This is a genomic window from Saccharopolyspora ipomoeae (assembly GCF_029952525.1).
Lineage (GTDB): Bacteria > Actinomycetota > Actinomycetes > Mycobacteriales > Pseudonocardiaceae > Saccharopolyspora > Saccharopolyspora ipomoeae.
On record NZ_JASAOF010000007.1, the window covers coordinates 157,389 to 175,434 of the forward strand.

Genomic DNA, 18,046 nt, shown 5'->3' on the forward strand with positions numbered 1-18,046 from the left:
CGACGTCCGCCGCATTGTGAACTCGCCGCCCGGGGCGGTGCGTGTTCCACGCGCGGACGAGGACGCGGACACACAAGCGACTTTACGGGGAAGAGCCATGCCGCAAGCAGACAATTCGGCAGCCACGTGCTACATCGACGGCAAGTGGGTCCCGGCCGCCGACGGCCGCACCCGGCAGATCCACTGCCCCGCTGACGGGCAGCTGGTCGCCACCGTCTCCGAGGGCGGTCGCGCGGACGCCGAGCAGGCCGTCGCCGCCGCGCGCCGCGCCTTCGACGAGGGCACCTGGTCCACCGGCTCCGCCTGGGACCGCGGCGACCTGCTGCTGCGCGTCGCCGACATCCTGGTCCGCGACAAGGACGAGTTCGCCCGCGCCGAATCGCTCGACACCGGCAAGCGCCTGGTGGAGAGCGAGTACGACATGGACGACATCGCCGCCTGCTTCCGGTACTTCGGCAAGATCGCCGGCACCGACGCGGGCAGCCTCGTCGACACCGGCACGCCGGACGCGATCAGCCGCGTGCAGTACGAGCCGGTCGGCGTCTGCGGGATGATCACCCCCTGGAACTTCCCGCTGCTGCAGGTGGCCTGGAAGGTCGCGCCCGCCATCGCCGCCGGCGACACCTTCATCCTCAAGCCCAGCGAGCTCACCCCCGCCACCGCGATCCTGCTGATGCGCGCGCTGGAGGAGGCCGGTCTGCCCGCCGGTGTCGGAAACCTGGTGCTGGGCAGCGGTTCCGAGGTCGGCTCGGTGCTGGCCGAGCACCCCGACGTGGACCTGATCTCGTTCACCGGCGGCCTGCACACCGGCCGCAAGATCTCGGCGATGGCCGCGCCCACCGTCAAGAAGGTCGCCCTCGAACTCGGCGGCAAGAACCCCAACGTGGTCTTCGCCGACGCCGACTTCGACACCGCAGTGGACTTCGCGCTGACCGCGATCTTCCTGCACTCCGGCCAGGTCTGCTCCGCGGGCGCCCGGCTGATCGTGCAGGACGAGCTGCACGACGCGCTGGTCGACGAGATCGTCCGCCGCGCCGAGCAGATCCGCATCGGCGGCCCGTTCGACGACGACGCCGAGACCGGCCCGCTGATCTCGGCCGCGCACCTGCAGAAGGTCGACGACTACGTCCAGAAGGCCGTCTCCGAGGGCGCTGTCCTGCGCACCGGCGGCGAGCGGCCCGAGGGCGAGCGCTACGCCAACGGGCACTACTACCTGCCCACGGTTCTCGACGAGGTGAAGCAGGGAAGTTACGCGGTGACCGAGGAATCCTTCGGCCCGGTGCTGACCGTCGAGCGCTTCACCGACGAGGACGACGCGATCCGCATCGCCAACGACACGCACTACGGCCTGGCCGGTGCGGTGTTCACCGGCGACCCGGCCAAGGCGCAGCGGGTGGCCAACCGGCTGCGGCACGGCACCGTCTGGATCAACGACTTCCACCCGTACCTCCCGCAGGCCGAGTGGGGCGGCTTCAAGCAGTCCGGCATCGGACGCGAACTGGGCCGCGCCGGTCTCGGCGAGTACCAGGAGGCCAAGCACGTGTACCAGAACCTGCGGCCCGGTCCGCAGAACTGGTTCTCCGCGAAGTAAGGAAAGGAATCCTGTGTTCGGTGCGGCGGACAGCGTTCCGCCGCACCGCCCGCAAAAGCATTGTGGGACGAGGGATTTCGCGCTAGCAAACAACCAACCCGCGTCGTCGCTCCTGCCTCCCGGCGGGAGGGGTCGGCCGGGGAAGGAGTTCGGGGCATGAGCGCGCCCACCACCAATCACGACGCCGGGCTCAACGAGTTCGGCTACACCAACAAGTTGAAGAGAAGCCTCGGCAGCTTCCACACCTTCGCCGCGGGCATCAGCTACATCTCGGTGCTCACCGGCGCCTTCCAACTCTCGTACTTCGGCATCGGCTTCGGCGGACCCGCCTACGTGTGGTCCTGGCCGATCGTGTTCCTCGGGCAGTTGCTGGTGGCGTTGAGTTTCGCCGAGCTGGCATCGCGGTACCCGATCGCCGGTTCCATCTACAACTGGGCCAAGAAGCTGGGCGGCCCGCACGTCGGCTGGTTGGCGGGCTGGATGATGCTGCTGGCCTCGATCGTGTCGATCTCGGCCACGGCGCTGGCCTACCAGAACACGCTGCCGCAGATCTGGTCCGGTTTCCAGCTCGTCGGTGACGGCTCCGACGCCACCGACTCCGCGGTCAACGCGGTGCTGCTGGCCCTGGTGCTGATCCTGTTCACCACGCTGGTCAACGCCTACGGCGTCAAGCTGATGGCGCAGATCAACTCCACCGGCGTGTTCATCGAGCTCGCGGCCGCGGTGCTGCTGATCATCGCGCTGGCGCTGGTCGTGGTGAACCCGCCGACGGTCATCCTCGACACCAACGGCACCGAAGCGGCCTACGGCGGCAGCTACCTGAGCGCCTTCCTCGTCGCCGGGATCGCCTCGTCCTACGTCATGTACGGCTTCGACACCGCCGCGTCCCTCGGCGAGGAGTCGATCGACCCGCACAAGAACGCCCCGCGCGCCATCCTGCGCGCGCTGATCGCCTCGTTCGTGCTGGGCGGCCTGATCCTGCTGTTCGGCATGATGGCCACCCGCGACTTCAGCGCCCCGGAGCTCGCCGAGTCCGGTCTGCAGTTCGTGCTCAGCGACGCGCTCGGCCCGTTCGTCGGCCGGCTGTTCCTGCTGGCGATCTTCGTGGCGATCACCGTCTGCGTGCTGGCCGTGCACACCGCCGCGATCCGCATCATGTTCGCCATGGCCCGCGACAACGCGCTGCCCGCGGGCAAGCTGCTGGCCCGGGTGAGCCCGCGCTTCCAGACCCCGGTCGCCCCCGCGGTGTTCATCGGCGTGGTGGCCGTCGTGCTGCTGCTGGTCAACATCGGTCAGCCGCAGATCTTCACCGCCATCACCTCGCTGGCGATCATCCTCATCTACATCTCCTACCTGCTGGTGACCGTCCCGATGCTGGTCGCGCGCCTGCGCGGGAAGTGGAAGCCGGTCAAGGAGGAGGGCCGGTTCAGCCTCGGCAAGTTCGGCCTGCCCGTCAACGTCCTGGCCGTGCTGTGGGGTCTGGGCATGTCGATCAACCTCGCGTGGCCCCGCAAGGACGTCTACAACGCAGAACCGCCGTACCACTGGTACCTGCAGTACAGCTCGGTGCTGTTCGTCGGCATCGCGGCCGTGGGCGGTTTCGCCTACTACTGGTTCGTCCAGCGGCACAAGGTGGGTGTGCTCGCCGACCACGCGGCGTCCGAACAGGACACCGCGGGCGACGAGAACACGTCCCTCGTCTGAGTTCTGAAAGGAATGACCATGACCGATCAGTTCGACTACGTCGTGGTGGGCGGCGGCAGCGCCGGTGCGGCGGTCGCGGCCCGGCTGTCGGAGGACCCCGACACCACCGTGTGCCTGCTCGAAGCCGGCCCGTCCGACGTCGGCGACAGCAACGTCCTCGAGCTCAAGAAGTGGATGGCGCTGCTGGAGTCCGGCTACGACTGGGACTACCTCATCGAGCCGCAGGAGAACGGCAACTCCTTCATGCGCCACGCCCGCGCCCGGGTGCTCGGCGGCTGCTCCTCGCACAACTCCTGCATCGCGTTCTGGGCTCCGGCCGAGGACCTCGACGAGTGGGAGTCGATGGGCCTGCCCGGCTGGGGCTCGAAAGACGTGTTCCCGCTGTACAAGCGGCTGGAGACCAACGACGGACCGGGTGAGCACCACGGCCGCTCCGGCCCGGTGACCATCCGCTCGGTCCCGCCGAAGGACCCGACCGGCGCGGCGCTGCTGGAGGCCTGCGAGCAGCAGGGCATCCCGACCACCGAGTTCAACTCGGGCAGGACGGTCACCCACGGCGCCAACTGGTTCCAGATCAACGCCAAGCAGGACGGCACCCGCTCCTCGTCGTCGGTGTCCTACCTGCACCCGATCATGGACCGGCCGAACCTCGAGATCCGCACCAACGCCTGGGCCAAGAAGGTCACCTTCGACGGCACCCGCGCCACCGGTGTGGAGTACCTCAGCGACGACCTGATCCACTCCAAGACGATCACCGCGCGCAAGGAGGTCGTGCTCTCCACCGGTGCGATCGACACGCCGAAGCTGCTGATGCTCTCCGGCATCGGCCCGGCCGAGCACCTGCGCGAGTTCGGCATCGACGTGCTGGTCGACTCCCCCGGCGTCGGCTCCACCCTGGAGGACCACCCCGAGGGCGTGATCAGCTGGGAGGCCAAGAAGCCGATGGTGGAGGACTCCACCCAGTGGTGGGAGATCGGCATCTTCACCCGGACCGAGGAGGGGCTGGACCGGCCCGACCTGATGTTCCACTACGGTTCGGTGCCCTTCGACATGCACACCGTGCGGCAGGGCTACCCGACCTCGGAGAACTCCTTCTGCCTGACCCCGAACGTCACCCGCGCCCGCTCGACCGGCACGGTCCGGTTGCGCAGCAAGGACTTCCGGGACAAGGCCAAGGTGGACCCGAAGTACTTCACCGACCCGGACGGCCACGACATGCGCGTCATGACCGAGGGCATCAAGCTGGCCCGCAAGATCGTCGCGCAGTCGGCGATGCAGGAGTGGGCCGGCGAGGAGCTCTTCCCGGGCAAGGACGTGCAGACCGACGACGAGATCGCCGACTACATCAAGCGCACCCACAACACCGTCTACCACCCGGCGGGTTCGGTGAAGATGGGCGCCGTCGACGACGACTCGAAGCCGCTGGACCCGCGGCTGCGGGTCAAGGGCGTGCAGGGCCTGCGCGTCGCCGACGCCTCGGTGATGCCGTTCCTGGTGGCGGTCAACCCCAACATCACCACCATGGCCATCGGCGAGAAGTGCTCGGACATGCTCAAGCAGGACAACGCCTGAGCCGACCCCGTGACGGGCGGGTGCCCTCCCCGTCGAGGACACCCGCCCGCGAACCCCGAACCCCGAACGCGTCCGGGGTTCGGTGATGAGACCCCCTCCGGTCCCCCGTCCCGGAGGGGTTTTCGTCTTCCTGGCCACACTCCGTCCCGCAGCGGGCGATCGCGATGCGATCGTGGTCGTTCGCCGAGAGAACGGACGGGGTCGTGCAGTCAGATCAGCGGGTGCGAGCCGTGCCTGCCTCCACTCTGGTCTCCGGGTTCATCACGACGCTCGTGGGCGTGGTGAGCTCGGCGGCCATCGTCTTCGAAGCCGCGCGGACGCTGGGAGCCTCGCCCGCCGAGATCTCGTCGTGGATCTTCGCGCTGGGCATCGGGATCGGCGTCGTCTCGATCGCGCTGTCGCTGCGCACCCGCGCGCCGATCGTGCTGGCCTGGTCGACGCCGGGCGCGGCGCTGCTGGCCGCCAGCGGCCACGGGCTGTCGATGCCGGAGGCCGTCGGCGCGTTCCTGCTGGCCGCGGTGCTGGCGCTGCTGGTGGGCGCGACCGGGCTGTTCGAGCGGGCGGTGAACCTCATCCCGCCCGCGATCGCCGCCGCGCTGCTCGGCGGGGTGCTGCTGCGCTTCGGCCTCGACCTGTTCACCACGATGCGCGAGCAGTTCGCGCTGGTCGCGGCGATGCTGGCCGGGTACCTGCTGGCCAAGCGGTTCGTGCCGCGCTACGCGGTGCTGGTCGCGCTGGTGCTCGGCGTGGCCGGCACGGCGCTGGCCGGGACCCTGCGGGCCGGGGACGTCGACCTGGCCCTGGCGACACCGGTGTGGACGTGGCCGGAGTTCTCGGTGCACTCGGTGGTCGGCATCGCGATCCCGCTGTTCGTGATCACCATGACCTCGCAGAACCTGCCCGGCGTCGTCACGCTGCGGGCCCACGGCTACACCACGCCGATCTCCCCGGTGCTGTCCTGGACCGGGTTGGCGAACGCGCTGCTGGCCCCGCTGGGCTGCTTCGGGATCAACCTCGCGGCGATCACCGCCGCCCTGGCGATGGGCGAGGAGGCCCACGAGGACCCGGCGCAGCGCTACAAGGCCGCGATCACCTCGGGTGCGCTGTACCTGCTCATCGCGGTGTTCGGGGCGACGCTGGCGAGCCTGATCGCCGCGTTCCCGGCCGCGCTGATCGCCGCGCTGGCCGGGATCGGCCTGCTCGACACCATCGGCGGCTCGCTGGCCAAGGCCACCTCCGAGGCCGAGGGCCGGACCGCCGCGCTGATCGCGTTCCTGGTCACCGCCTCCGGCATCACGGCCTTCGGCATCGCCTCGGTCTTCTGGGGCCTGGTGGCGGGCGTCGTCGCGCACCTGATCACCCGCAGGTGAGCGGCGGGGACGTCGCCCCCGCCGCTCCCCGGGTCAGCCGATGGTGGTCGTGGTCAGGGTCGGGTTCGGGTTGGGGAAGCACGCCGACGGGACGTCGACGTCGCCGACCACCGAGGACACCACGGCGGTGAAGGTCAGGCCCGGGTCCTCGTAGCTGCTGCCCGCCAGCTTGGTCTCGATCGTGCCGGACTCACCGGCGGTGAGGTGCACGGTGATGGTGGGGAGCTCGAACTCGCTGCCCCCGGCGATCGGGCCGTCGAGGTGCAGCGTGGCCACGCCGTTCTCGACGTTGATGGTCGGCGGGGTGTTGCCCAGGCCGGAGCCGCCCGCCAGGTCGGCCGAGACGTAGGTGGAGTTGGCCGGGATCGGGATCTTCAGGTCGAAGCCGCCGACCTCCTTGACGGTGTTGCCGTTGACCTCGCCCGGGATGGTGTTGACGGCCGGGTCGACGACGACGTCGAAGGCGGCTCCGGGGGCGACGGTCTCGGGCGCGGTGACGTCGGTGCTCTGCTGCAGGCTGAACTGCTGCGCGCCGAGCGGCGAGTCACCGGAGCAGTCGAAGTTGACGTCGAAGGGCGCGGCCGCGGCCTGCGGGACCACGGCGAGCGCCGCACCGGCGGCGAAGGCGGCCGCGATGGCGGCCCGCTTTCCACTGAGGACGGACTTCATTGGCCTCTCCTGCACGATCGGGGGACTTCGAAAAGTGCTGGCCGCGCGGCGGATTCGAAACCTACCGACGGGTTAAAAGCCCGGTCAACGACGACGTTTTTGCCGGAGTTACCACCTTTGACCCACCGTCACCGCGCTCGGCCGAACGGGGCCGCGCAACCGCCGTCCCGACGAGCACCACCGCACCTCGTCCACGCGACCGATCCGGGCGAACCGGACGCGGGGGCACGCGGTGTGAGCACCCGGCGGCCGATCGGGCGACCCCGACATCACCCGGGCATCTTGACACCGGCCGGAGGCCCGAACTGGGGCTAGCGCGACATACCGTCTAGTCGGTACGGTCCAGTTCATGGGTTCCAGTGCCGTCAACCCGACCGTGCGCGCGGTCGTCTTCGACTACGGAGGTGTGCTCACCACACCCACCCGCGACTCGATCAACGCCTGGCTGACCGAGGAGCGCATCCGACCGGAGCTGTTCTCCGCGACGCTCAAGGAGTGGCTGTCGCGCAACGCGCCCGCGGGCACGCCCGTGCACCTGCTCGAAACCGGTGAGCTCGACGCCGACGGCTTCAACGAGGCGATGGCCGCCCGCCTGCGCACCCTCGACGACCAGCCCGTGGCCCCCGGCGACCTGCTCGGACGGCTCTTCGGGCGGATGCGGCCGGAACCGGCCATGCTGACGCTGGTGCGGGACCTGCGGGAACGCGGGATCCGCACCGCACTGCTGTCCAACAGCTGGGGGAACATCGACGCCTACCCGTGGGAGCAGCTGGCCGGGCTGTTCGACTCCACCGTCCTCTCCGGCGAGGTCGGCCTGCGCAAACCCGACCCGCGCATCTACCGGATGAGCCTGGACGCGCTCGGCCTCGACGCCGAGCAGACCGCCTTCGTCGACGACGGCGCGCCCAACGTCGACGCCGCCCGCGAACTGGGCATGCACGCCGTGCTGCACACCGGCCCGGCCGACACCCGAACCCGGCTGGCGGAGCTGCTGCCCGCCGGATCCGTACCGCAAGAGGAGATCAGGTGAACGCACCAGAGCCCGACGAGCTGCCCGGACTCGACCTGCACCGGCTGCGGGCCTACCTCGACGTCGAGATGCCCGGTCTGGTCACCGGCGAGCTCACCGGTGAGCTGGTGCAGGGCGGCCGCTCGAACCTGACCTACATCGTCGGCGACGGCACCCGGCAGTGGGTCGTGCGCCGCCCGCCGCTCGGGCACGTGCTGGCCACCGCCCACGACATGGGCCGCGAGCACCGGATGCTCTCCGCCCTGGCAGGCACCGCCGTGCCCGTGCCGAAGGTCGAGCTGCTGTGCCAGGACGACGAAGTCCTCGGCGCCCCGTTCTACGTCATGGAGTACGTGCCCGGCGCCGTCTACCGCTCGCCCGAGCAGAGCGAGGCGCTCACCGAGCACCAGCGCCAGGAGCTGTCCTACCAGCTCATGGACGTGCTGGCCGACCTGCACGCCATCGACCCGGCCTCGGTCGGGCTGGCCGAGTTCGGCCGCCCGGAGGGCTTCCTGGAGCGCCAGGTGCGGCGCTGGACCAAGCAGCTCAAGGCCTCGCACAGCCGCGAGGTCGAGGGCATCGACGCCCTCTCGCAGCAGCTGGCAGCCTCGGTCCCGTCCGGCGGACCCGTGGGCATCGTGCACGGCGACTACCGGCTGGACAACGTCATCGTCGGCGACGACCAGCAGATCAAGGCCGTCCTCGACTGGGAGATGGCCACCATCGGCGACCCGCTCACCGACCTCGGCCTGCTGGCCGTGTACTGGGAGGGCTTCAGCGGCCTGGACAACAACCCGATCGCCAAGGGAGTCGGCCCGGAGTACGGGTTCCCCAGCGCCGAGCAGCTCTTCGCGCGCTACGCCGAGCGCAGCCCGCTCGACCTGTCCGATCTGAACTGGTACCTGGCCTTCGGCTACTTCAAGATCGCGGTGATCCTCGAAGGCATCCACTTCCGCTTCATCCAGAACCAGACCGTCGGCGAGGGCTTCGAGCACGTCGGCGGCCTGGTGGCTCCGCTCGTCGCGCAGGGTCTGGCGACCCTCAAGGAGGCATGACAGATGGATTTCGCGTTCGACGCCAAGACCCAGCAGCTGCAGGGCGAGCTGCTGGACTTCATGGACTCCCACATCTACCCCGCCGAGCCGGTGTTCCACCAGCAGCTCGACGAGGCCCCCGACCGCTGGTCCGCGCAGCCGCCGATCATGGAGGAGCTCAAGGCCGAGGCCAAGAGGCGCGGCCTGTGGAACCTCTTCCTGCCCGGTGAGCACGGCGCGGGGCTGACGAACCTCCAGTACGCGCCGCTGTGCGAGATCATGGGCCGCTCCGGGGCTCTCGCGCCGGAGGCCACCAACTGCGCGGCGCCGGACACCGGGAACATGGAGGTGCTGGCCCAGTTCGGCACCGAGGCGCAGCGCAAGCAGTGGCTGCAGCCGCTGCTCGACGGCGAGATCCGCTCGGCGTTCTGCATGACCGAGCCCGACGTGGCCTCCTCCGACGCCACCAACATCGGCACCCGGATCACCCGCGACGGCGACCACTACGTCATCAACGGCCGGAAGTGGTTCTCCTCCGGGGCGATGAGCCCGCGCGCCAAGATCCTCATCGTGATGGGCAAGACCGACCCGGACGCCGAGCGGCACCGCCAGCAGAGCCAGGTGCTGGTGCCCAAGGACACCCCCGGTGTCGAGATCAAGCGCAGCATGCACGTCTTCGGCTACGACGACGCCGACCACGGCGGCCACGCCGAGGTCGTGTTCAACGACGTGCGCGTGCCGGTCGAGAACGTCATCTCCGGTGAGGGCGAGGGCTTCGCCATCGCCCAGGCGCGGCTCGGTCCGGGCCGCATCCACCACTGCATGCGCGCGATCGGCATGGCCGAGCGGGCGCTGGAGCTGATGTGCCGGCGCACCACCGAGCGCGTCGCGTTCGGCAAGCCGCTGGCCGAGCAGGGCGTGGTGCAGCACTGGATCGCCGAGTCCCGCGTCAAGATCGAGCAGGCCCGGCTGCTGGTGCTCAAGACCGCGTGGCTGATGGACACCGTCGGCAACCAGGGCGCGCACACCGAGATCCAGGCGATCAAGGTCGCCGTCCCGGAGATGACCACCTGGGTCATCGACCGCGCCATCCAGGCCCACGGCGGCGGAGGCGTCTCGCAGGAGTTCCCGCTGGCCGCGCTCTACGCCCACGCCCGGACCCTGCACATCGTCGACGGCCCGGACGAGGTCCACCGCCGCTCCCTGGCCCGCCGCGAACTCCGCAAGTACCAGCAGAAGTAACCCACCACCCCTCTCCCCCGTTTACCCCTACGAACCCCCCGACCCCGGGCGGTGACCCGATTACTGCGGTATTCCGGACGCGGATTACGGCGGTATTCCGCGTCCGACACGGATTACCGCCGTAATCGGTGACCGGATTACTCCGGTATTCCGGTCACCGCGGTCGGGACCGTGACTGAGGAACAGAGCAGCGAGGAGTTGTCCATGGCTGAGAGTCGTGTCGCGATCGTCACCGGTGCCGCTCGCGGGATCGGCGCCGCCACCGCGAAGAGGCTGGCCGAAGACGGGTTCGCCGTCGGCGTCATCGACCTTGACGAGAAGCAGTGCGCCGAGACGGTCTCGGCGATCGAGGCCGGTGGGGGCAAGGCGCTGGCCGTGGGGGCCAACGTCGCCGACGCCGAGCAGGTGCAGGCCGCCGTCGACCGGATCGCCTCCGAGCTGGGCGCCCCGACCGTGCTGGTCAACAACGCGGGCGTGCTGCGCGACAACATGCTGTTCAAGATGTCCGAGGACGACTGGGACACCGTCATGAGCGTGCACCTGCGCGGCTCGTTCCTGATGGCCCGCGCGGTCCAGAAGCACATGGTCGAGGCCAAGTGGGGCCGCATCGTCAACCTGTCGTCGACCTCGGCGCTGGGCAACCGCGGCCAGGCCAACTACTCCACCGCCAAGGCCGGTCTGCAGGGCCTGACCAAGACCCTGGCGATCGAGCTGGGCAAGTTCGGCATCACCGCCAACGCCATCGCCCCGGGCTTCATCGCCACCGACATGACCAAGGCGACCGCCGAGCGCGTCGGCATGTCCTTCGAGGACTTCACCACCGCCGCGATCTCGCAGATTCCGGTGGGGCGCGCGGGCGCGCCCGAGGACATCGCCAACACCGTCTCGTTCTTCGCCGACGAGCGCTCCGGTTTCGTCTCCGGCCAGGTCATCTACGTGGCCGGCGGACCGAAGGCGTGAGCGGCGTGGACGCCACCGAGCTGCGCGGCCGGGTCGAGGAGTTCCTGGCCGCGCACGACCCGAAGAGCACCGACCGGCTGGAGTTCCTGCGCGCCCGGTTCGACGCCGGGCTGGCGTGGGTGCACTTCCCGGAGGGGCTGGGCGGACTGGGCGCGGCCCGCGAGCTGCAGGCCGACGTCGACGCCGCGTTCGCCGAGGCGGGCGCACCCGACAACCAGCCGCACCTGAACGTCATCGGCCTGGGCATGGCCGCGCCGACGATCCTGAAGTTCGGCAACGACGAGCAGCGCCGCCGCTACCTCCGTCCGCTGTGGACCGGCGAGGAGATCTGGTGCCAGCTCTTCAGCGAACCGGGCGCGGGTTCGGACCTCGCGGCGCTGTCCACGCGCGCCGTCGAGGACGGCGAAGAGTGGGTCGTGGACGGGCAGAAGGTCTGGACGTCACTGGCGCACCAGGCTCGCTGGGCGATCCTGGTGACCCGGTCCGACCCGGACCGGCCCAAGCACAAGGGACTGACCTACTTCATCTGCGACATGACCGCGCCGGGCGTGGAAGTCCGCCCGCTGCGGCAGATCACCGGTGAGGCCGAGTTCAACGAGGTCTTCCTGACCGGGGTGCGCATCCCCGACTCGCAGCGGCTCGGCGAGGTCGGCCAGGGCTGGTCGGTGGCGCTGGGCACGCTGATGAACGAGCGCGTCGCCATCGGCGGCCGCACGCCCCCGCGCGAGAGCGGCCTGATCGGCGCCGCCGCCGAGCAGTGGCGCGAGCACCCGGACAAGCGCACTCCCGGCCTGCACGACCGGCTTCTGGAGCTGTGGGTGGAGGCCGAGGCGGTGCGCCTGACCAGCATCCGGCTGCGCCAGCAGATGGCCGTCGGCGAGCCGGGGCCGGAGGGGTCGGCGATCAAGTCGGCCTTCGCCGAGCTCAACCAGCGGCTCACCGGCTACCAGCTGGAGCTCCTCGGCGAGGAAGGGCTGGCCTACGACGACTGGACGTTCCGCCAGCCGGAGTTCACCGACTTCACCAAGCGGGGCGCCGGTTTCCGCTACCTGCGGGCCAAGGGCAACACGATCGAGGGCGGCACGACGGAAGTCCTCCGCAACATCATCGCCGAGCGGGTCCTCGGCCTGCCGCCGGAGATCCGCACCGACAAGGACAAGCCGTGGAAGGAGCTGCCGCGATGACGGACCTGCTCTACACCGAGGTCGAGGAGGACCTGCGCTCCGGCGTGCGCCGGGTGCTGCGGGACCGCTGCGACTGGACGGCCGTCCTGGCCCGCGTGGAGACCGACGAACCCTACGACCTGGACCTGTGGCGCTCGCTGGCCGGGGAGATGGGCCTGGCGGGCCTGCTCGTGCCCGAGGAGCTGGGCGGTGCCGGTGCCACGGCGCGGGAGCTGTCGGTGGTGGCCGAGGAGATCGGCCGCGCCGTCGCCCCGGTCCCGTTCCTGAGCACGGTGCTGGCCACCGCCGCGCTGGTGGGCTGCCGCGAGCGGACCGTGCTGCCGCAGCTGGTCGACGGCTCGCAGGTGGGCACGCTCGCGGTCGGTCTCACCACCGCTCCGCACGCGCCGTTCCCGCAGGCGGTCAAGGCCGAGAGCTCGGCGCTGACCGGCCGGGTGTCGGCCGTGGTGGACCTGGAGGTCGCCGACCACGTGGTGGTCCCGGCCGTCGACGCCGACGGGTCGGCGCTGTACCTGGTGGAGGCCGCGGCGGCCACGCGCACGCCGACCACTCCGCTGGACCTGACCCGCCGCTTCGGCACGCTGGAGCTCGACGGCACGCCCGGTCAGCGCATCGCCTCCGGCGCGGAGGCCGAGGCCGCCGTGCGCCGGGCGCTGGTCACGGCGGCCGGGACGCTGGCCGCCGAGCAGGTCGGACTCGCCCAGCACTGCCTGGACACCACCGTCGAGTACGGCAAGACCCGCTACCAGTTCGGCAGGCAGATCGGGTCGTTCCAGGCGATCAAGCACCGGCTGGCCGACCTGTGGACCAAGATCAGCATGGCGCGGGCGGTGTCCCGCAACGCCTCCGACGCGCTGGCCTCGGGCAGCGAGGAGGAGCTGGCGGTGGCGCTGGCCCAGGCCTACGTCTCCGACCTCGTGGTCCGCGCCGCCGAGGAGCACCTGCAGCTGCACGGCGGCATCGGCATGACCTGGGAGCACCCGGCGCACCTGTACCTGGGGCGCGCGAAGAGCTCGCAGCTCACCTTCGGCATCGCCGAGGTCCACCGGGCCCGGATCGCCGAACTCGTCGACCTTCCCGGAGGAAGCGCATGAAGGTTTTCGCCAGCAAGGAAGAGATCCTGGCCGCCAAGGGCCAGGAGCTGGGCACCAGCGAGTGGCTGACCATCACCCAGGAGCAGGTCAACACCTTCGCCGACGCCACCCACGACCACCAGTGGATCCACGTCGACGTCGAGAAGGCCGAGTCGGGCCCGTTCGGCGGTCCGATCGCCCACGGCTTCCTGACGCTGAGCCTGCTGCCCAAGCTGAACTCGGAGACCTTCCGGGTCGACAACGTCAAGATGGGCATCAACTACGGGCTCAACAAGGTCCGCTTCCCGTCGCCGGTCCCGGTCGGCGCCCGAGTCCGCTCGACGACGCAGCTCATCGACGTCACCGAGATCGAAGGCGGCCTGCAGCTCGCGGTCAAGGCCGTGGTCGAGATCGAGGGCGCCGAAAAGCCCGCCTGCGTGGCGGAGTTCCTCTCCCGCGTCCTCCTCTGAGCCGCACCAGGCGGTGCTGAGGTTTCAGCTGAAACCTCACCCCCACCTCCACAACCAGACACCACTCCACATTCCGGGGTGGGGAAGTTTTCATGAAAACTTCCCCACCCCGGAATTCGTTCCCAACGGGAGGTTTTCATGAAAACCTCACCACCCCACAACCTCCCCACCAGGAGTTTCACCGAAAACTCCAGTACTCCGGTCGTCGTCCCCGAGGGGCAGTTCTCATGAAAACTGCCCCTCCTCTGGGAACCTCACTCAGGGGAGGTTTTCATGAAAACTGCGTCCCCCTATCGCCTCCGGTGCGGACTGTTGTGGTGTCGTTCGTCATGGGTGGATGTGGATGCCCATGCCCGGTCCCAATGGCAGGTCGAAGAAGTAGAAGATCGTCATGACCAGGGCCCAGAGGAGCCAGAACGGGACGACGAAGGGAACCATCCGGGCGACCAGGGTGCCGATGCCCGCGTCGGGCTCGTAGCGGCGGAGGTAGCCCAGGATGATGATCATGTAGGGGTTCAGGGGTGTCATGATCTGCGTGGCGGAGTCGCCGACGCGGAACGCCGCCTGCGCGAAACCGGGCTCGAACCCCAGCAGCGCGAACATCGGCACGAACACCGCCGCCATCAGCGTCCACAGGCTCGACCCGGAGATGATGAACAGGTTCAGCAGCGACGCCAGCAGCATGAACCCGAGGAACGCCGGATAGCCGTCCAGGTTCAGCGACTGCAGCAGGTCGGCACCCGAAACCGCCACCAGCGAACCGAGATTCGTCCAGTTGAACAGCGCGATGAACTGCCCCAGCATGAACGCCAGCACCAGGAACCCGGTCAGGTCGCGCAGCGCCAGCGCCATCAGCCGCGGCACGTCGGCGGCCCGCGTGATCGACCCGGCCTGCGCGCCGTAGGCGATGGCCGGGATCGCGAAGCCGAGGAAGATCAGCGTGGTCACCGAGTCCATCAGCGGCGAGTCCGGCAGGAACCCGCCGTCGGAGTTGGCCAGCGGCGAGCCCGGCCAGAACACCAGCAGCAGCACCAGCGCCGTCGCGAGCAGGAACGCCACCCCGGCCCGCACGAGCCCCCGCCGCTCGGACGGTTCGAGCGCGACCTGGAGATCGGTGTCCTGCTCCCCGTCGGCGGCCTCGCGGGGCACACCGCCGCGGACCAGGCGGGGCTCGATGAGCCGGTCGATGAGGAACCCGGCCAGCAACCCCAGCAGGACCGCCGAGACCGCGTTGAAGTAGTAGTTCGACACCGGCGTGACCAGCGTTCCCGGCTCCGGCAGCGTCTCGGCCACCTTGTTGCTGATCCCGGAGAACAGCGCGTCCAGGCTGGTCACGACGATCGACGTCGAGTACCCGGCGCCGGTCGCGGCGAACCCGCCCAGCAGGCCCGCGACGGGGTGCCGGCCGGCGGCCTTGAACACCAGCGCCGCCAGCGGCGGGATGATGATCATCGCCGAGTCGGCCATCACGCTCGCGCTGACCCCGACCAGGCCCACCGCGTAGGGCAGCACCGAGCCGCGCGCGCTGCCGAAGAAGGCCCTGATCAGCGCCGTCAGCAGACCGGTGCGCTCGGCGAGGCCGACCGCGAGCATGATCGTGACGACGGTCTCCAGCGGCGGGAACCCGATGAAGTTCTCCGCCATCTTCGTGAACAGGAACTCCAGTCCCTCACCGGTGAACGCGCCGCGGATCGGCGTCGCCTTCTCGGCACCGGGGATGGTCACGCTGACGCCGAACGCCGCGATCGCCGTGGACACCACGGCCACGACCAGGAACAGCAGTCCGAACAGGATGAACGGTTCGGGGAGCCTGTTGCCGATCCGCTCGATCAGGTTGAGCGCTCGGTCCAGGCGCGACGTGCGCGCCGATTGGGTCTCGCTCACGGGTCACTCCCGCCGGCCGGTGACATGCCAGCGGTAGCCAACCGCTCCGGCTCCGACGCCACAAGCCCCGGCGCCGGAACGAAACAGGACGGAAACTAGGGCCGCAGCGAGTCGATGAGGAGATCGGCGAAGTGCTCGCCGACCTCCTCACCGGTGAGCTTGCCGTCCTCGCGGAACCAGGTGCCGAGGTGGTGCACCGCGCCGAAGAAGAAGTCCACCACCAGGTCCGCCTGCTTGTCGGTGCGGAACACCCCGCTGGTCTGCCCCTCCTCGATCAGCCCGCGCACCCGCTCGTGGTAGCGGCGCCGCTCGGCGCGCACCTCGGCTTGCTTGTCGGGGTGCAGCAGGTGCATCGACCGGAAGAAGATGATCGTGTCCTCCAGGTTGGCCGCCGTGGTGGCCACGACGTCCGACGCGGCCGCGTGCAGCCGCTCCTGGACGGGGGAATCGCTCTCGGCCGCGCTGTCCAGCCGCGCCTGCTGATCGCGCAGCACCCGGGCGTAGATCTCGTAGAGCAGGTCGTCCTTGGAGCCGAAGTAGTGGTACATCGCGCCCTTGGTGACGCCCGCCGCATCGACGATCTGCTGCACCGAGGTGGCTTCGAAGCCCTGCTCGGCGAACAGCCGGGTGGCTACGGCCAGCAATCGCTGCGGCACCGGTTCGGTGCCCGCCTCCGCAGCGGTGGACGTGCGTGCGTTGGCCGACCGCGCCATCGTTCCTCCCTCGTCGATGCGTTCCCACAAGCCTAGACGGGTCGTTCTTCGACCTTGCGCTGCAGCTTGCGCATGCCGCTCTGCCAGCGCTCGGGCTGGGCTGCGCGCAACGCGTAGTAGTCGGCGACCTCGGGGTGCGGCAGGATCAGGAACTCGTCGCCGCCCAGCTTCTCGGCGACCACCTCGGCCACGTCGGTGGCCTCGATGGCGGTGGCGCCCATGAGGATCTGGCCGGTCTCGCCGGTGGCCTCCAGCAGCTGGGTCCGCACGCCCTGCGGGCACAGCGCCTGCGCGGTGATGCCCTTGTCCGCGTAGGTGATGGAGAGGTACTCGGCGAAGGCGACCGCGGCGTGCTTGGTCACCGAGTACGGCGCGGAGCCGAGCATGGTGAGCAGGCCCGCCGCCGAGGCCGTGCCGAGGAAGTGCCCCTTCCCGCGCTCCAGCCAGTGCGGCAGCACCGCCCGGGCCGCGCGCACGTGGGACATCACGTTGACCTCCCACGAGGCGGCCCAGGCGTCCTCGTCGGCCTCCGGGCCGCCGTTGCGGCCGATGCCGGCGTTGGCGCAGAACACGTCGATCCGGCCGTGCTCGGCCATCGCGGCCTCGACGAGCGCGGTCACGCCCTGCTCGCTCGCGACGTCACCGGGCACCGCGAGGCCGCCGACCTCGTCGGCGACCGAGCTCACCGCGGCCGAATCGAGGTCCGCCAGAACGGTTCTCGCGCCGAGCGCGGCGAACTTGCGGGCCATCGCGGCCCCGATGCCGTTGCCGGCACCGGTGATGATCACGACCGAATCGGCGAACTCCACGTCACATACCGCCCTTCAGGGTCGAACCGCCGTCGAGGACCAGGATCTGACCGGTGATCCAGGAGGCTTCCTCGGAGAGCAGGAACGCCGCCGCACCGGAGATGTCGGAGGGAATCCCCAAGCGCCCCAACGGGTATCCGGAGGCCACCTCGGCCTCGTTGTCGGCGTAGAGGGCGGTGGCGAACTTCGTCTTGACCACGGCCGGGGCGATCGCGTTGACCCGCACCTTCGGCGCGAGCTCGACCGCGAGCTCCTGGGTCATGTGCGCGAGCATCGCCTTGGTCGCGCCGTAGAAGCCGATGCCGGGCGCGGGGTTGAGGCCGGCCACCGAGCACACGTTGAGCACCGAACCGCCGTGCTCGGCCATCCCGGCCCGGAACACCTGCTGGGTCCACGACAGCGCGGCCAGCACGTTGACCTGGAAGGTCTTGGACGCGACCCCGTGGTCGAGGTCGATCATCGGGCCGAAGGCGGGGTTGATGCCGGTGTTGTTGACCAGCACGTCGACCCGGCCGAAGGCCTCCTGGGTCTTGGCGACGACCTCGGCCTGGTGGTCGAGGTCGTCGGCCTTGCCCGCGATGCCCAGCGCGTTCTCCTCGCCCAGGCCCTCCACTGCCTCGGCCAGCGGTTCCGGCTTGCGGGCGGTGATGGTGACCTTGGCGCCCTCGGCGACCAGGCGCTCGGCGATGGCCAGCCCGATTCCCCGGCTGGCACCGGTCACGATCGCCACTCGTCCGTCGAAACGCTTGCTCAATGCTTCTT

At 69.8% G+C, this 18,046-nt stretch carries 16 protein-coding genes; 11 read left to right on the forward strand and 5 right to left on the reverse strand.

Going from position 1 to position 18,046, the window contains the following annotated elements:
• Nucleotides 1-97 precede the first annotated feature (97 nt).
• The 4 genes from QFW96_RS14205 (at nucleotide 98) to QFW96_RS14220 (ending at nucleotide 6,237) form a co-directional block, all read left to right on the forward strand.
• On the forward strand, nucleotides 98-1,591 hold the full coding sequence (locus QFW96_RS14205; protein ID WP_281456095.1) for an aldehyde dehydrogenase family protein: 1,494 nt from the start codon (nucleotides 98-100) through the stop codon (nucleotides 1,589-1,591).
• A 156-nt stretch (nucleotides 1,592-1,747) separates the two neighbouring features.
• Nucleotides 1,748-3,295 (forward strand): APC family permease, encoded by a 1,548-nt coding sequence (locus QFW96_RS14210; protein WP_281456096.1) that lies wholly within the window; start codon nucleotides 1,748-1,750, stop codon nucleotides 3,293-3,295.
• Between the two features lie 18 nt (nucleotides 3,296-3,313).
• Complete coding sequence (locus QFW96_RS14215) at nucleotides 3,314-4,867, forward strand: GMC family oxidoreductase (RefSeq protein ID WP_281456097.1); 1,554 nt, start codon at nucleotides 3,314-3,316, stop codon at nucleotides 4,865-4,867.
• 230 nt (nucleotides 4,868-5,097) lie between these two features.
• Entirely contained in the window at nucleotides 5,098-6,237 is a 1,140-nt protein-coding gene (locus QFW96_RS14220; RefSeq protein ID WP_281456098.1) for a benzoate/H(+) symporter BenE family transporter, read from the forward strand.
• Between the two features lie 33 nt (nucleotides 6,238-6,270).
• On the opposite strand, the gene QFW96_RS14225 is transcribed toward QFW96_RS14220, so the two are convergent.
• On the reverse strand, nucleotides 6,271-6,906 hold the full coding sequence (locus tag QFW96_RS14225) for a cyclase (RefSeq protein WP_281456099.1): 636 nt from the start codon (nucleotides 6,904-6,906) through the stop codon (nucleotides 6,271-6,273).
• Between the two features lie 349 nt (nucleotides 6,907-7,255).
• Between QFW96_RS14225 and QFW96_RS14230 the strand changes: the two genes are divergently transcribed.
• The 7 genes from QFW96_RS14230 (at nucleotide 7,256) to QFW96_RS14260 (ending at nucleotide 13,878) form a co-directional block, all read left to right on the forward strand.
• On the forward strand, nucleotides 7,256-7,936 hold the full coding sequence (locus QFW96_RS14230; RefSeq protein ID WP_281456100.1) for an HAD family hydrolase: 681 nt from the start codon (nucleotides 7,256-7,258) through the stop codon (nucleotides 7,934-7,936).
• The gene (locus QFW96_RS14235) at nucleotides 7,933-8,970 is read left to right on the forward strand and encodes a phosphotransferase family protein (protein ID WP_425524759.1); all 1,038 of its coding nucleotides are present in this window, start codon (nucleotides 7,933-7,935) and stop codon (nucleotides 8,968-8,970) included. Before QFW96_RS14230 ends, QFW96_RS14235 begins: the two co-directional genes overlap by 4 nt.
• Before the next feature lie 3 nt (nucleotides 8,971-8,973).
• Nucleotides 8,974-10,191 (forward strand): acyl-CoA dehydrogenase family protein, encoded by a 1,218-nt coding sequence (locus QFW96_RS14240; protein ID WP_281456101.1) that lies wholly within the window; start codon nucleotides 8,974-8,976, stop codon nucleotides 10,189-10,191.
• A 204-nt stretch (nucleotides 10,192-10,395) separates the two neighbouring features.
• Nucleotides 10,396-11,151: a 3-oxoacyl-ACP reductase FabG gene (gene fabG, locus QFW96_RS14245; RefSeq protein WP_281456102.1), complete on the forward strand. Its 756-nt coding sequence runs from the start codon at nucleotides 10,396-10,398 to the stop codon at nucleotides 11,149-11,151.
• 5 nt (nucleotides 11,152-11,156) lie between these two features.
• Nucleotides 11,157-12,335 carry an acyl-CoA dehydrogenase family protein gene (locus QFW96_RS14250; protein WP_281456179.1) on the forward strand — a complete coding sequence of 393 codons (1,179 nt, stop codon included), beginning with the start codon at nucleotides 11,157-11,159 and terminating at the stop codon, nucleotides 12,333-12,335.
• Nucleotides 12,332-13,429, forward strand: coding sequence for an acyl-CoA dehydrogenase family protein (locus QFW96_RS14255; RefSeq protein ID WP_281456103.1), 1,098 nt, complete (start codon nucleotides 12,332-12,334; stop codon nucleotides 13,427-13,429). The genes QFW96_RS14250 and QFW96_RS14255 overlap by 4 nt, the downstream gene beginning before the upstream one ends.
• Nucleotides 13,426-13,878 (forward strand): MaoC family dehydratase, encoded by a 453-nt coding sequence (locus QFW96_RS14260; protein WP_281456104.1) that lies wholly within the window; start codon nucleotides 13,426-13,428, stop codon nucleotides 13,876-13,878. The genes QFW96_RS14255 and QFW96_RS14260 overlap by 4 nt, the downstream gene beginning before the upstream one ends.
• A 327-nt stretch (nucleotides 13,879-14,205) precedes the next feature.
• Here QFW96_RS14260 and QFW96_RS14265 read toward each other — a convergent pair whose 3' ends face one another.
• The 4 genes from QFW96_RS14265 to QFW96_RS14280 all read right to left on the reverse strand — a co-directional run bounded on the left by QFW96_RS14265 (nucleotide 14,206) and on the right by QFW96_RS14280 (nucleotide 18,038).
• Entirely contained in the window at nucleotides 14,206-15,762 is a 1,557-nt protein-coding gene (locus tag QFW96_RS14265) for an AbgT family transporter (protein ID WP_281456105.1), read from the reverse strand.
• Between the two features lie 95 nt (nucleotides 15,763-15,857).
• The gene (locus tag QFW96_RS14270) at nucleotides 15,858-16,475 is read right to left on the reverse strand and encodes a TetR/AcrR family transcriptional regulator (RefSeq protein ID WP_281456106.1); all 618 of its coding nucleotides are present in this window, start codon (nucleotides 16,473-16,475) and stop codon (nucleotides 15,858-15,860) included.
• 32 nt (nucleotides 16,476-16,507) lie between these two features.
• On the reverse strand, nucleotides 16,508-17,284 hold the full coding sequence (locus QFW96_RS14275) for an SDR family oxidoreductase (RefSeq protein WP_281456107.1): 777 nt from the start codon (nucleotides 17,282-17,284) through the stop codon (nucleotides 16,508-16,510).
• A 1-nt stretch (nucleotide 17,285) separates the two neighbouring features.
• Nucleotides 17,286-18,038: an SDR family oxidoreductase gene (locus QFW96_RS14280; RefSeq protein ID WP_281456108.1), complete on the reverse strand. Its 753-nt coding sequence runs from the start codon at nucleotides 18,036-18,038 to the stop codon at nucleotides 17,286-17,288.
• Between the last annotated feature and the right edge of the window lie 8 nt (nucleotides 18,039-18,046).